Here is a 13,820-nt window from a genome sequence, read left to right on the forward strand (position 1 = left end):
CTGGGCCGCCGCGGCGACCGCCTCCATGGTCAGACCGTCCGCGCCGCGCTCCGCCACCAGCAGGGCGGCTGCCTCCAGCAGGCGTGCGCGGTTGCGCGCGGCGTCGGCCCGCAGGCAGGGCTCATCGATCTCGACACCGAGTTGCGGCAACTCCAGCGGCTCGAGGGGCTGCTGGGGCGTCGGGGGGGGCGGCGGGACGGCGGACATGAAGCCAGCGTAAAGCATCGGGAAGAAACTGGACCGCGGTCCGGTTGGAATGCTAGAAACGTAACCGGACCCCGGTCCGGATGATTGCGGCAATGTTTCGTCCTGATGCTTCGCCGCGCCGTCCCCCTGACTTTCCAGCCCCTCAGGAGTTCTCATGTCTGTTCGCATCCTCGCCCTCGTCGGGAGCCTTCGCGCCGGTTCGCACAACCGTCAGCTCGCGGAAGCCGCGGTCAAGCTCGCTCCCGAGGGCTCCGAGGTCGTGGTCCACGAGGGCCTCGCGGAGATCCCGTTCTACAACGAGGACATCGACGTCGAGGGCACCGTGCCGGCCGCCGCCGTCCAGCTGCGCGAGGCCGCGTCCGGCGCCGACGCCCTGCTGCTCTTCTCGCCCGAGTACAACGGCACGATTCCGGCCGTGCTGAAGAACGCCATCGACTGGCTGTCCCGCCCGTTCGGCGCCGCCGCCCTCAGCGACAAGCCCGTCGCCGTGATCGGCACCGCCTACGGCCAGTACGGCGGTGTCTGGGCCCAGGACGAGGCCCGCAAGGCCCTCGGTATCGCGGGCGGCAAGGTGAGCGAGGACATCAAGCTCTCCATCCCCGGCTCCGTGACCCGCTTCGCCGAGCTCCACCCCGCCGACGACACCGAGGTCGCGGAGCAGCTGACCGAGGTCATCGCCCGTCTGAACAGCCACGCCGCCGCGCCGGCCGCTGCCTGACGCCTTCGGCGCCAGGGGCGCCCGATCCGTGGCCCGAGGGGCCGGAGGCGTACCGACGACGGCTCCGGCCCCCTTGGCCGTGGGGACGGGCGGGTGTGATCCCGGGAGGGAGAGCCGGCCCAGCGGCTCTCCCTCCCGGCCTCGGCTCAGACCCCCGCCCCGGCCCGTTCCTCGCGGTGGATCGGCGTCCGTAGGCCAGTCAGCGGCGCGCCCGTGCCGCCCCGCAGGGTCGCGACGATCTCCGCCGCGATGGACAGGGCGGTCTCCTCCGGCGTACGCGCCCCGAGGTCCAGCCCGATCGGCGACCTGAGCCGGGCCAGCTCCCGCTCGCCCACGCCCGCCTCGCGCAGCCGCCGCTGCCGGTCCGCGTGGGTACGGCGTGAGCCCATCGCCCCGACGAACGCCACCGGCATCACCAGCGCCTCCGTCAGCAGGGGGACGTCGAACTTGGCGTCGTGGGTGAGGACGCACAGCACCGTGCGCCCGTCGGTGACCGCGGTACGCAGGTAGCGGTGCGGCCAGTCGACCACGATCTCGTCCGCCCCCGGGAACCGGGCCCGGGTGGCGAAGACCGGCCGGGCGTCGCAGACGGTCACGTGGTAGCCGAGGAACTTGCCGGCCCGTACCAGAGCCGCGGCGAAGTCGACCGCACCGAAGACGATCATGCGGGGCGGCGGCTGCGACGTCTCCACGAACAGGGTCACCCCGCCGGGGCAGCGCGACCCGTCCGCCGAGACGCCCACGGTGCCGGTGCGTCCGCCCTCCAGCAGGGCCCGTGCCTCGGCCGCCGCCGTCCGGTCCAGTTCCGGACGGCCGGCGAGGCGGCCCTCGTACGACCCGTCGGGGCGGACCAGGAGCGCCCCGCCGAGCGTCTCGGCCGGGCCCCGGACGATCCGGGCGAGCGCCACCGGCTCACCGCGGACCACCGCGGACAGGGCCGCCCGCAGCACTTCGCGGGCGGGGGCGTGCGCGCCGACCGGGGTGACCCTGATGTCGATGATCCCGCCGCAGGTCAGACCGACCGCGAAGGCGTCCTCGTCGCTGTATCCGAACCGCTGGACCCGCGTCCCGCCGTCGGCGAGCGCCTCGAGGCACAGCTCGTGGACCGCGCCCTCGACGCAGCCGCCCGAGACCGAGCCGATCACCGTGCCGTCGCGGTCGACGGCGAGGGCGGCGCCGGGGCCGCGCGGCGCGCTGCCGCTCACGGACACCACGGTGGCGACGGCGAACTCCCTTCCCTCGGTGAGCCATTGGTGCAGCTCACCGGCGATGTCAAACATGCGGTCCGCCCGCGGTGAGGACCCGGTCCGGTCGGATGGGAAGGTTCCGGTGCCGCACACCGGTCGCGTGCCAGACCGCGTTGGCGATGGCCGCCGCGGCCCCCACGATGCCGACCTCGCCGATGCCCTTGATGCCGACCGGGTCGTCGGGGTCCGGGTCGTCGACCCAGTCCGCCTCGACGACCGGTACGTCGGCGTTCGTGGCGATGTGGTAGCCCGCGAGGTCGCCGCCGTAGTGGCCGCCCGAGACCCGGTCGCGGATCCCTTCCTCGTGCAGGGCCATGGAGATGCCCCAGACCATCCCGCCGACGAGCTGGCCGCGCGCGGTGAGCGGGTTGACGATCCGGCCCGCGGCGAACACGCCGAGCATGCGGCGCACCCGCACCTCGCCGGTGGCGACGTCCACGGCGACCTCCGCGAACTGCGCCCCGAAGGAGTGCCGTTCCTTCTGCGCCAGGGCTCCGAGGGCCGCGGTGGTGTCGGAGCGTACGGTGACGCCCTCGGCCGGAATGCCGGCCTCCCCCGCCAGGCGTTCGCGCAGTTCGTCGGCCGCGACGGTGATCGCCCAGGCCCAGGAGCGGGTACCGGTGGAACCGCCGGCGATCATCGCGGGGCCGAAGTCGCTGTCGCCGATCCGCATCCGGATCCGCGCGGGCGCCACCCGGAGCGCGTCGGCGGCGACCAGGGTGAGCGCGGTACGGGCTCCGGTGCCGATGTCGGCCGCCGCGATCCGCACGGTGAAGGTGCCGTCCGCCTCCGCCGTCACCGCGGCCGTGGAGGGACCGGCTCCCGCGGGGAAGGACGCGGCGGCCGTGCCCGTGCCGATCAGCAGGTCGCCCTCCCGGCGCAGGCCGGGGCGCGGATCGCGGCCGGCCCAGCCGAAGCGCCGGGCGCCCTCCCGGAAGCAGGCGGCGAGCCGGTGTCCGCTGAACGGCATCCCGGAGACCGGGCCCCGTTCGGGTTCGTTGCGCAGGCGCAGTTCGATCGGGTCGACGCCGCACCGCTCGGCGAGTTCGTCGAGCGCCGCCTCCAGGGCGAACGCGCCCGGGGCCTCGCCCGGCGCGCGCATCCAGGTCGGCGACGGCACGTCGAGCCGCACCGCCTCGTTCGCGGTGCGGTGGGCGGGGGCGTCGTACATCACCCGGGCCACTCCGGCGCTGGGCTCGACGAAGTCCCAGACCGTCGAGGTCTGGCTGAGCGAGCGGTGTTCCAGGGCGCGCAGCCGCCCGTCGGCGTCGGCCCCGAGCCTGATGCGCTGGGCGGTGGGGCTGCGGTAGCCGGTGAGCGAGAACATCTGGCGGCGGGTCAGGACCACGCGGACCGGGCGCCGCAGCGCGGTCGCCGCCATGACGGCGGACACCTGGTGGGCGCGCACGCCCTTGCTGCCGAAGCCGCCGCCGACGTGTTCGGAGCGCACCCGCACGGCGGACGCGTCGAGGGAGAACATCCGGGAGAGTTCGTCGGCGACCCAGGTGGTGCCCTGGTTGGAGTCGACGACGTCGAGCCGTCCGTCGTCCCACCGGGCGGTCGCCGCGTGCGGCTCCATCATGGCGTGGTGCTCTTCGGGGGTGGTGTACTCGACGTCCACGACGTGGGCGGAGGCGGCGAGTTCGGCGTCCAGGTCGCCCTTCTCGGTCACTGCGGGCATGTGCCCGTCCAGGGTGAAAGCGTCGGGGCGGTCGCCCCTGAACTCGATGTCGTGCGGCTCCTGTTCGTAGGTCACGACAAGGGCTTCGGCCGCCTCGCGGGCCTGTTCGGAGGTCTCGGCGACGACGAGCGCGACGGGCCATCCCGCGTGCGGGACGCGGTCGTTCTGGAAAACGGCGGCGGTCGGGTCCGGCGGGGTGCCCAGCATGCCGATGTAGTCGAGGTGGAGGCGCGGGGCGTTCCCGTGGTGCAGCACGGTGAGGACGCCCGGCATGGCCAGGACGGGACCGGTCTCGACGGTGCCGATCCGGCCGCGGGCGACGGTGGACAGCACCAGCCAGCCGTGGGCGAGGTCGGCGAAGGGGATCTCCCCCGCGTACCGGGCGGCTCCGGTCACCTTGTCGCGGCCCTCCACGCGCGTGTGCGCGGTGCCGACGGCGCCGGTCACGGTCGTGGTGACAGCCGTGGTGGCATGTGCGGGGCCGGTCTCCGTGCCGGTCGTGGTGACGGTCATCGGGCGGCCTCCTCGGCGAGTTCGGACAGGACGGCCACCATGAGGTTGCGCATGAGGGTCACCTTGTACGCGTTGCCGGGCAGCGGCCGGGCGGCGGCCAGTTCGGCGTCGGCGGCCGCGGCGAAGTAGTCGGCGGACGCCGGGGCCCCGTTGAGGACGCGTTCGGCGGCGTGCGCCCGCCAGGGCCGGGACGCGACGGCGCCGAGGGCGAGCCGCGCCTCGCGTACGACGCCGTTGCTGACGTCGAGGGCGGCGGCGACCGAGCCGATCGCGAAGGCGTACGAGGCGCGTTCGCGCACCTTGCGGTAGCGGGAGCGGGCGGCCGACGGCACGGGGGGCAGCGTGATGCCGGTGACGAGCGCGCCCTGGGGCAGCGCGGTCTCCCGGTGCGGGGTGTCACCGACGGGCAGATAGAAGTCGGCGAAGGCCGACTCGCCCGGACCGTCGGCTGTCCGATAGGAGACGACGGCGTCGAACGCGGCCAGTGCCACCCCCATGTCGGAGGGGTGGACGGCGACGCAGTGCTCGGTGGCTCCCAGGACGGCGTGGTTGTGGTGCTCGCCCTCGACGGCGGGGCAACCGCTGCCGGGGAGCCGCTTGTTGCAGGGCTTGGTCACGTCGGCGAAGTAGCCGCAGCGGGTGCGCTGGAGCAGATTCCCGCCCACGGTGGCCATGTTGCGCAGCTGCCCGGAGGCTCCGGCGAGCACCGCCTCGGTCAGCGCCGGGTAGCGGCGGCGGACCTCGGGGTGGGCGGCGAGGTCGCTGTTGGTGACGGTGGCGCCGATGCGCAGTCCTCCGTCATCGGTCGGCTCGATCCGGTCCAACGGGAGTCGGCGTACGTCGACGAGTCGCGCGGGGCGTTCGACGCCGGTCCTCATCAGGTCGACGAGATTGGTTCCGCCGCCGAGGTAGCGGGCATCGGGGTCGGCGTCGAGCAGGGCGACCGCGCCCGGGACGTCGTCGGCGCGCCGGTAGTCGAACTCCCTCATGCGGCGGCCTCCTCGGTGGCCTCGGTACGTTCGGCGGCGGCGCGGGTGACGGCCTCGACGATCGAGACGTAGGCGCCGCAGCGGCACAGGTTGCCGCTCATCCGTTCGCGGATTTCCTGCGGGGTCAGCGGAGGCGGTCCCGCTTCGGGCCGCACGTCGTCGGTGACCGCGCTGGGCCAGCCCGCGGCGTGCTCCTCGATGACGGCGACGGCGGAACAGATCTGGCCGGGCGTGCAGTAGCCGCACTGGAAGCCGTCCAGGTCGAGGAAGGCCTGCTGCACGGGGTGCAGTCGCTCCCCCTCGGCGAGGCCTTCCACGGTGGTGATCTCCCGGTCCTCCGCCGCCACGGCCAGTTGCAGGCAGGACACGGTGCGGCGGCCGTCCACCAGGACGGTGCAGGCACCGCACTGCCCCTGGTCGCAGCCCTTCTTGGTACCGGTCAGATCGAGGCGCTCGCGCAGGGCGTCGAGCAGGCTGGTGCGGTGGTCGACGGACAGCGTGTGCTTCTCGCCGTTGATGTTCAGGGTGACGCTGCTGGACGTCGGGGGAACCATGAGCAGCCTTCCTTCGCGGATCCGTGCAGGCCGGATGGGCCTTCAGGAGGCGGACGAGTGGGAAACGGTCAGAAGGTCGACGGGGGAAGCTCGTCAACGGACTGGGAGCGCAGGCGTCGGCCACCCGCGGGTACGGGCACGCCCGCCCTCTCCCGCACCGTCGGCGGCCACCGCTACGATGCACCGAAGCGGACGACTGTCCGTTACCGGGAAAATTTAGTGGACAGTTGTCCGCTTAGCAAGAGCTGGTTTCGGCCATGCCTGGAAGGAGGACGGACGAGTGGGTCGGGACGCGGAGCAGGACAGGGGCCGGGACACGGGCGGCGAGGACACGCCGCAGGGCAAGGACACGCCCCCGCGCGCGCAGGCGCCCCTGCGGTCGGACGCGCAGCGCAACCGCGAGCGCATTCTGGAGGTCGCGCTGGCCGAATTGACCCGGTCGGCCGACACTCCGCTGAGCGTGATCGCCAAGAAGGCGGGCGTCGGCCAGGGCACGCTCTACCGGAACTTCCCCTGCCGGGAGGATCTCGTCCTGGAGATCTACCGGCACGAGATGCGCCAGGTGGCCGACAGCGCGGCGCGGCTGCTGGAGACCCGGGAGCCCGACCGCGCCCTGCGTGAATGGATGGACCGGCTCGCTCTGTTCGCGATGACCAAGGCCGGGCTGGCCGACGCCATCAGGCAGGCGACCGGCGCACCGGGCAGCCCGGCGAAGCCGGGGCCCAACCCCGTGATCGAGGCGGCCGAACTCCTGCTGCGTGCCTGCGAGGAGGCCGGAACCATCCGTCCCGGGGTGACCTCGGACGACATGATTCTCGCGATCGGCGGCCTGTGGCAGCTCGACCCCACCGGGGACTGGCGGACCAGGGCCACCCGACTGCTGGACATCGTCATGGACGGGCTGCGCGCGGGAGCGCCCGGACGGTAGCCGGGAACCCGGCGGCGGGGCGCCCGAGCGGCGGCGGGGAACCTGGTGGCGCGGCGGGCGCGAGGCCCCCGCGAGGGGTGCCGCTCTCAGGCGACGGCCGTCGGCGCCAGCTCCCGCAGTTCCCGCAGCGCGGCCTCGACCGCCGGTCGGGCGTGGCCGCCCCCTCGGGTGCAGGTCAGCAGTTTGCGGTGCGGGTTGCCGGTGCAGCGTACGCGGGTGATCGGCAGGTGCGGGGTCAGCTGGGCCAGCCGCGGGATCAGGGCGACGCCGAGCCCGTGCGCGACGAGATGGGCGGTGACGTTCCAGTCGAGGGCGTGGTGGACGACGTCCGGGGTGAATCCGGCGGCGCCGCAGGCCGACATCACATGGGGCCGGCAGGGGCTCTCCGGCACCGGCGCGATCCACGGTTCGCGCGCCGCCTCCTCCAGGCCGGCCCGCTCGCGGCCGGCCAGCGGATGCCCTTCGGGGACCACGAGGTCGAACGGGTCGTCCAGCAGCGGCTGTTGGTCGAAGCGCGCGTCGCTCAGCGGCGGGTTGAGCGGGGTCGCCTCGACGATCGCCAGATCGGTGGCCCCCTCGAAGAGCAGGTCGAAGCTCTTCGACACCTCCGTCTCCAGGATCCGCACCGTCAGCCTGGGATGGCGGGCGCCCAGCCGGGCTGCCATGGGGGCCAGCAGGACCGAGATCGCCACCGGGAACCCGGTGACCCGCAGCAGCCCGGTGGGGGCGCCGTGGTCGGCCCGCAGATCCAGTTCGGCCTGTTCCCAGCGGGTCTCGATGGCGTCGGCGTGCGCGAGCAGACTCTCGGCGGCCGGGGAGAGCCGTACGCCGCGCCCCTGCGGTTCCAGCAGGTCGACGCCCAGGTCGCGGGCGAGCTGGCGGATCTGCTGGGAGGCGGCGGACGGGGTGAAGTGCAGGGCGCGGGCGGCCGCGGTGACCGTGCCGTAGTGGGCTACCGCCCTGAGGACGTGCAGCCGACGCAGGTCAATCATGTAGTCCACGCTTCACGGTGGGGTCCATAAAGTCAACCTGGACGTGTACGGAAGGTGCGACGCACCCTGGTCGTGTGACGACGGCCGCCCGGGCCGTGGCGTACCGGGAGCCGAACTTCGAGGAGCCGAGGAGCCACCATGACCAGCGCGCACGGAATCACCGGCACGGCCGGCGTCGTCTGCCCGTACTGCGGATGGCCGGACGATGCCGAGCCGTTCCAGCTGGTGTCGCGGCACAGCACCGCCGCGGGCAGCACGGTGTGGACCCGTTGCGGATGCGGCTCGCTCCAGGTCCGTGCCGTCGACGGCCGCGGCGCGCGCGTCGTCACCCGCAGCAGGCCGCCCGCCGGGGTTCCGCCCACCGGGCGTGCGGGACACGCGGCTGAGCGGGCCGAACGGGCCAGGGGCGGCCGTTGACAGGCCGCTCGCACCGGCTGTACTGATCGAGCGGACGGGGCGGCAGGCGACCGGGTGCGGTCCGGGAGAACAAGCGGTCCGGGAGAACAAGCGGAAGGCGAGCGGAAGACGTGGACGTGCAGAGACATCCCCTGTCCGGGGTCACGGTGGTCAGCCTGGAGCAGGCCGTGGCCGCGCCGTACGCCACCCGGCAGCTCGCCGACCTCGGAGCCCGTGTGATCAAGGTGGAGCGGCCGGGCGAGGGCGACTTCGCCCGCCGCTACGACACGACCGTCCACGGCCACTCCAGCTACTTCGTGTGGCTCAACCGGTCCAAGGAGTCCCTCACCCTGAACCTCAAGGATCCGCGGGGCCGCGAGATCCTGCACCGACTCCTCGCCGGAACCGATGTGTTCGTGCAGAACCTGGCACCGGGTGCGGCCGGCCGGCTCGGCCTGGGCACCGACGACCTCACCCGGCGTCACCCCCGTCTGATTCCGTGCACCGTCTCCGGCTACGGCACGAGCGGCCCCTGGGCCGACCGCAAGGCGTACGACCTGCTGGTGCAGTGCCAGACGGGCCTGGTCTCCCTGACCGGAACGCCGGAGGGGACCGCCCGCACCGGCGTCTCGGTGGCCGACATCGCCGCCGGAATGTACGCGTACAGCGGGATCCTCACCGCTCTCTACACCCGGGCGACCGCCGGCACCGTCCACCCCGTGGAGGTGTCGCTGTTCGAGGCCCTGGCCGAGTGGATGGGCCAGCCCGCCTACTACACCCGTTACGGCGGCAGCCAGCCCCCGCGCCTGGGCACGCGGCACGCCACCATCGCCCCGTACGGCACGTACCGGACCGCGGACGGCCGCGAGGTGCTGTTCTCCATCCAGAACGAGCGCGAGTGGACGGCCCTGTGCACCGAGTTCCTGGGCCGCCCCGAGCTGACCGACGATCCGCGCTTCGCGACCGGTTCCGCGCGCGTGACGCACCGCGAGGAACTCGATGCCGTGATCGCCGAGCGCTTCGCCCGCTCCGACGCCGACGAGCTCCTCGAGGACCTGGAGGCGGTCGGTATCGCCTGCGCGGGGGTCAACGACGTCGCCGCCTTCCTCGGCCATCCGGTCCTCGCCGCCCGCGATCGCTGGCGCGAGGTGGCGGTCCCCGGCGCGACGGTGGAGGCCCTGCTCCCCCCGGCCGACCTCGCGGGCCTCCCGCCCCGCATGGACCCGGTGCCCGCCGTCGGCGAGCACACCGAGTCCATTCTCGGCGACCTCGGCCACTCCCCCGCCGACATCGCGGCCCTGCGTGCGGACGCCGTCGTCTGAACGGACCTCGGAGCGACTGCCGGGAGCCGGTCCGGCCCCGGCAGTCGCTCAAACGGATCAGACCGCGCCGGGGACTTCCTCGGTGACGCCGTTGAGCGGGGAGTCCGGGTCGGTTCCGTAGGGGCGGGTGATGACTTCCAGACCGTGCCCGGCCGGATCGGCGAAGTACACGCCGTGGCCGCCGTCGTGGCGGTTGATGCGGCGCGGGTGGCGGCCGTGCGGATCGGCCTGGATGGGGATTCCGGCCTCCACGAGCCGGTCGAGGATGGGGGCGAACTCGTCCTCGGAGACGAGGAACGCGTAGTGCTGTACCGGGATGTCGGCGTCGATGGTCGCGAAGTCCAGGGTGACGCCGTTGGCCGTCGTCACGGGAAGGAAGAATCCGGCCGGTTCGCCGACCTCGAGCCCCAGGATCCGGGCGAGGAAATGGGCGGACTTCTCCCGGTCACGGGTGAGAACGATGGTGTGGTTGAACTCGACTGACACGGTTCAATGCCTCCACGGGCATCCGCGGCGCCTCCATGCCTCACCCAGTCGATGACCGGCACGCGATGCCGCACGGCGATGGTAGACAACCGCGTCGGTGGCCGTCGAGGGGTTTTCACCGGTCGTGGGCGGGTGCTCGAGGAGCACCGGGCGTACCTCCGGCGGCGTGCTGCTGTCGGGCGGGGCGTCCGGGCAGGGCCGTAGGACTGCGCCCCGGCGCTGTCCTGACATCTGTCAGGGACCCGGCGGGCGGACGTCTCCCTAAGGTGCTGAGCACGGACCGCGTCGGCCGACCGCCGGCCCGGACCGCGCATCGACACCGTCAATGTCCGGGGGACAACATGAGGAACCTTACGCGCCGCACCGCCACCGCACTGGCCGCGGCCGCCCTGACCATCAGCGGCCTCACCGGCACCGCCCTGGCAGCGCCGGCGGAGCACGTCTCCGTCGCGCCCGCAGCGGCCGCGGACGACCCGACGCTCACCAACGTGTACGTGTGGGCGACCGACGTCAACCTGCGCGAGTGGCCGAACACCAGGTCCAACATCCTGGCGGTCCGTTCGCAGTACTGGCTGGACGCCGTGTGCCAGACCCAGGGTGAGACGGTCACCGACCCGGCCGTGGGCACCAACAACTGGTGGACCCAGGTCATGGAGCTCTCCGGCAGCGATGTCGCCTGGGTGAACAACCTGTACCTGCGGGGCGGGCAGAAGATCGCGGGCGTGCCCGACTGCTGAACCGCCGCGTCATGACATGCCTGTGGCGGGCCACCGGGAACGGTGGCCCACCACAGGCATCACTCCGTCAGCAGTAACCCATCGGGCCGCTGTCCGTGTAGAAGACGTAATTGACGCTGACCCATCCCGTGACGTTCCCCCGGTGGGCCGTCAGGCGGATCCAGTATCCGTCCGAACTCCAGCAGTACGCGGTGAACGTCTCCCGGAAGTAACCCTGGCCCAGGACGGTGCCGTCGACGGGACGACTGCGGATGTTGACGCCGTCACCCAGGAAGTACCCTCCCCGGGACAGCACTTGCCGGGTGCCGGTGTCGGCATCCGGCGACATCACCTGGGCGCCGGATGCCGACACCGGGAGCAGTGCCAGGGCGGTACCGGCCACGGCGGCGCACAGCAGTCTCCGGGTGCGCTTGAACTTGGGCATGCCCTACTCCTTCTTGTCTCTTGACCCTTGGTCCTTGTCAGTACCAGCCCGTCTCGGCCAGGACATGTCCGTCGCAGGTGAGCAGGGCACGGGAGACGCGGCCGTGGAGGTTGTTGCCGATCTTCGTGTACGCGTAGGTGATGCCGGGGTCGACGGTCTCGGAGACCCATCCGTCGGCACGGCCCACCCCGTTGTTCGAACGCTCCAGTACCGCCGCGCAGTTGGCGCGGGAGTTCTCGATCCGGGCGAAGGAGCCGCAACTGCCGGAGTAGAAGTACTTCAGTGCCATGTTCTCGAAGCGCTGGGTGGGCCCCACCTGGCCGAAGGTGCCCGCGCAGCTGGAGATGGTGGGGTACTGCCCCTCCATTCCGTAGGCCCCGTAGTTGCCGCCCGAGTACGGTGCGGCGTGGGCGGAGGTGGGGAGGAGCGCCATCACTGCGGCAGCGCCTCCCGCGGCCAGCAGAGTCCTCAGAGGTCGACGGCTCATGGTCCCTCTTTCATGTGTCGGCGATGTCCTGGTCGTGCACGGAGGCCGGCCGGACTTCCGGCCGGCCCCCGTCCGTGACCGTGACCGTACGGGCCGTCACCGCCCCTCCGGCACCTGACAGGTATCAGGGTCCGGGGCCCGTCGGAGTCCGCCGCCCGTCAGGAGCCGTCGGCGCGGGCGCCCTCGTCGCCCGGACGGGGCGTCCCCCTGCGGGGGAGCAGGGCGAGGTGTTCCTCGCGCACCAGGCCGAAGCGCAGCGCGACCGAGGCGAGGCGGGCGCGTTTGACTCCGGTGCGACCGCCGTCGGCCGGGCCCCCGGTCTCCTCTCCGAGGTCCAGGCGCAGCTTGGCGAAGGCCAGGTAGTCGATGTGGTAGTTCACCGCGGAGCGGGTCAGATCACGGCAGGACTCGAGCGGGCGCAGCCGCCCCACGATCTCCCCGACACCGGGCAGTGCCGAGTCCGACGGGTCCCGCAGCAAGGGTTCGCACAGGGCGACGAGGACGAGGAAGTACTTCGACGTCGGGTCCAACGCGAAGGGATGGATGGTCTGTTCGCCGATGCCGTGCGCAGACCGCTCACCGAGGTAGGCGTGCTGGGGGGCGAACACCTTGAAGGCTGCCGTACCGGTGAGGGCGGGGAGCACCACACGGGAGAACTCGAAGGGCACGGGCGCTCCGAGCCGGCCCGGAGCCACGGTGATGTACTCCCCGGCGCCCTCCAGGTTCTCCACCACATAGGACACGCTGAGGCTGAAGTTGGACAGCCGCCAGTAGTCGCCCGCCGCCTCCAACTGCCCGGCGCGGCGGGAGATTCCGGGATCGGCCAGTGTGATGGACACTCCCCCGCCGACGGCCGGCCCGCGCCCGAAGTCGACGACGTCGCCCGGTCCCAGGTGCAGCAGCGCGGGCTTGCCCGCCCCTCCCCCTGTGCGCGTCCCGGTCTCCGCACGCGTACCGCTCTCCGGCGGCCGCACGGGATCCGGCAACTGGACGATGATCGTTTCCACGGTCGTTCCCCCGATCCGTCGCCAGAATTGTAGGGGTGGGTTCCGCTTACGGGGAGTCGGCGCGAGCAGTCAAACCCAGGTGTCCGGCCGTGTGTCCCGGCCGTCCTGCGGGGAGCACGGATCCGACCCCTTCGCCGTGGCCGCCGAGCGGCAGGTCGGCGAGGAGGCCTCCGTTCGCCGAGCGGCCGTTCACTGTCGCCGGGGATGCCCATGCCCCACCCCCGTGGGCTCCTCCGACCCCGTGGGCTCCTCCGACCCGGTGGGCTCCTTCGACCCGGTGCCGGGTTCCGCGTTCTTCGGGGACTCCGCCGTCCTCGTGGTCTCCCCGGCCGCCTCCGCCTCCCCGGTGGCTGCGGTCGCCGCCGCGGCCTCGTCGACACGGTCGGCCACCCGGTCCAGGAAGCCACGCACCTCGGCGGAGGGCAGGGTGAGCGCGGACCCGCGCGGGCGTTCGAAGCTGTGCACCGCTGCCTCGACGAGGGCCCGGAAGTCGGTTTCGGCGACGGCGACCGCCCGCGCCGCCCGCCGCTTGGGGAACCACCGGCCCGTGCGGCAGAACATCAGGGAGCGGCAGCCGTTGAGTACCCGGTTGTCCGCCAGATGGTCTTCGCCGTCGGCGTGCTCGCGGACGGAGGCACGCAACGCGACGAGCAGTGCGGCGCGTTGCGGTTCGGCGATCACCGTCCGCGCCGGCCTGCCGAACAGTGAACGCCCCGCGTGGAAGGCGATGGAGCGGTCGATGACGTACCAGAAGGGCGCGGACTCCCCCGGGTCGAGACTCACCTTCTCCGGCAGCGCCGCACCGGTGTTGAGGTCCAGCAGATAGCCGGCCTCCCCCGACGGGCGAGCGGCGAAGTCGGCCCCGTAGACGACCAGTTCCAGACCGGCCGCCGGACACGGCAGTGCGGGATGGGCGAGCGCGTCGGCCAGCTCGTGCAGCGCCCGGCCGGGCAGTGCCGGGTCCGCCACGACCGTGACGTCGACGTCGCTGCGCCCGTGCCGGTAGTCCCCCAGCGCGACGGATCCGACCGCGAGGACACTCACCAGGTGAGGGTCGCAGACGGTGCGGGTGCGACGGAGCAGCTCGCGCAGATAGGGGCGCAGCTCCGCGGGCAGGGGCTGCGGGGCGGAG

The 13,820-nt window shown here is 72.8% G+C and carries 15 protein-coding genes and 1 pseudogene; 5 read left to right on the forward strand and 11 right to left on the reverse strand.

The features are described from left to right. A pseudogene (locus tag AOK11_RS33830) lies at positions 1-225 on the reverse strand (TetR/AcrR family transcriptional regulator); the annotation flags it as partial. 136 nt (positions 226-361) lie between these two features. On the opposite strand from AOK11_RS33830, the gene AOK11_RS33835 reads away from it, so the two are divergent. Continuing rightward, the gene (locus tag AOK11_RS33835; RefSeq protein ID WP_055597493.1) at positions 362-925 is read left to right on the forward strand and encodes an NADPH-dependent FMN reductase; all 564 of its coding nucleotides are present in this window, start codon (positions 362-364) and stop codon (positions 923-925) included. Between the two features lie 146 nt (positions 926-1,071). Here the strand turns inward: AOK11_RS33835 and AOK11_RS33840 are convergent, their stop codons facing one another. From AOK11_RS33840 to AOK11_RS33855, 4 genes are read right to left on the reverse strand one after another with little or no spacing between them, the layout of a single operon-like run. Further along, positions 1,072-2,205, reverse strand: coding sequence for an XdhC family protein (locus tag AOK11_RS33840; protein WP_055597494.1), 1,134 nt, complete (start codon positions 2,203-2,205; stop codon positions 1,072-1,074). Continuing rightward, positions 2,198-4,366 carry a xanthine dehydrogenase family protein molybdopterin-binding subunit gene (locus tag AOK11_RS33845; protein WP_055597495.1) on the reverse strand — a complete coding sequence of 723 codons (2,169 nt, stop codon included), beginning with the start codon at positions 4,364-4,366 and terminating at the stop codon, positions 2,198-2,200. The genes AOK11_RS33840 and AOK11_RS33845 overlap by 8 nt, the downstream gene beginning before the upstream one ends. Beyond that, positions 4,363-5,355 carry an FAD binding domain-containing protein gene (locus tag AOK11_RS33850; protein ID WP_055597496.1) on the reverse strand — a complete coding sequence of 331 codons (993 nt, stop codon included), beginning with the start codon at positions 5,353-5,355 and terminating at the stop codon, positions 4,363-4,365. The genes AOK11_RS33845 and AOK11_RS33850 overlap by 4 nt, the downstream gene beginning before the upstream one ends. Beyond that, on the reverse strand, positions 5,352-5,909 hold the full coding sequence (locus AOK11_RS33855; RefSeq protein ID WP_055597497.1) for a (2Fe-2S)-binding protein: 558 nt from the start codon (positions 5,907-5,909) through the stop codon (positions 5,352-5,354). The genes AOK11_RS33850 and AOK11_RS33855 overlap by 4 nt, the downstream gene beginning before the upstream one ends. A gap of 373 nt (positions 5,910-6,282) precedes the next feature. Between AOK11_RS33855 and AOK11_RS33860 the strand changes: the two genes are divergently transcribed. Continuing rightward, positions 6,283-6,837 carry a TetR/AcrR family transcriptional regulator gene (locus AOK11_RS33860; RefSeq protein WP_055597505.1) on the forward strand — a complete coding sequence of 185 codons (555 nt, stop codon included), beginning with the start codon at positions 6,283-6,285 and terminating at the stop codon, positions 6,835-6,837. 86 nt (positions 6,838-6,923) lie between these two features. Here AOK11_RS33860 and AOK11_RS33865 read toward each other — a convergent pair whose 3' ends face one another. Next, positions 6,924-7,829 carry a LysR family transcriptional regulator gene (locus AOK11_RS33865; RefSeq protein ID WP_055597506.1) on the reverse strand — a complete coding sequence of 302 codons (906 nt, stop codon included), beginning with the start codon at positions 7,827-7,829 and terminating at the stop codon, positions 6,924-6,926. Positions 7,830-7,967: 138 nt separating this feature from the next. Between AOK11_RS33865 and AOK11_RS33870 the strand changes: the two genes are divergently transcribed. Next, positions 7,968-8,246 (forward strand): hypothetical protein, encoded by a 279-nt coding sequence (locus AOK11_RS33870; RefSeq protein WP_055597498.1) that lies wholly within the window; start codon positions 7,968-7,970, stop codon positions 8,244-8,246. Between the two features lie 110 nt (positions 8,247-8,356). Then, entirely contained in the window at positions 8,357-9,547 is a 1,191-nt protein-coding gene (locus AOK11_RS33875) for a CaiB/BaiF CoA transferase family protein (protein ID WP_055597499.1), read from the forward strand. A gap of 57 nt (positions 9,548-9,604) precedes the next feature. Here the strand turns inward: AOK11_RS33875 and AOK11_RS33880 are convergent, their stop codons facing one another. Then, on the reverse strand, positions 9,605-10,033 hold the full coding sequence (locus tag AOK11_RS33880; protein ID WP_055597500.1) for a VOC family protein: 429 nt from the start codon (positions 10,031-10,033) through the stop codon (positions 9,605-9,607). 341 nt (positions 10,034-10,374) lie between these two features. Here AOK11_RS33880 and AOK11_RS33885 point away from each other — a divergent pair, with 341 nt between their 5' ends. Next, positions 10,375-10,770 carry a hypothetical protein gene (locus AOK11_RS33885; RefSeq protein WP_055597501.1) on the forward strand — a complete coding sequence of 132 codons (396 nt, stop codon included), beginning with the start codon at positions 10,375-10,377 and terminating at the stop codon, positions 10,768-10,770. A 67-nt stretch (positions 10,771-10,837) separates the two neighbouring features. Here the strand turns inward: AOK11_RS33885 and AOK11_RS33890 are convergent, their stop codons facing one another. The 4 genes from AOK11_RS33890 to AOK11_RS33905 all read right to left on the reverse strand — a co-directional run. Continuing rightward, positions 10,838-11,194, reverse strand: coding sequence for an SH3 domain-containing protein (locus AOK11_RS33890; RefSeq protein ID WP_055597502.1), 357 nt, complete (start codon positions 11,192-11,194; stop codon positions 10,838-10,840). Positions 11,195-11,231: 37 nt separating this feature from the next. Further along, positions 11,232-11,681 (reverse strand): hypothetical protein, encoded by a 450-nt coding sequence (locus tag AOK11_RS33895; protein WP_055597503.1) that lies wholly within the window; start codon positions 11,679-11,681, stop codon positions 11,232-11,234. Positions 11,682-11,839: 158 nt separating this feature from the next. Then, positions 11,840-12,688 carry an FHA domain-containing protein gene (locus tag AOK11_RS33900; protein WP_055597504.1) on the reverse strand — a complete coding sequence of 283 codons (849 nt, stop codon included), beginning with the start codon at positions 12,686-12,688 and terminating at the stop codon, positions 11,840-11,842. A gap of 189 nt (positions 12,689-12,877) precedes the next feature. Next, the coding region (locus AOK11_RS33905; protein WP_240497593.1) for a nucleotidyltransferase domain-containing protein at positions 12,878-13,820 on the reverse strand (943 nt) is incomplete at its 5' end.

The sequence above is a fragment of the Streptomyces hirsutus genome, from assembly GCF_001418415.1.
In the GTDB taxonomy this organism is placed as follows: domain Bacteria; phylum Actinomycetota; class Actinomycetes; order Streptomycetales; family Streptomycetaceae; genus Streptomyces; species Streptomyces hirsutus.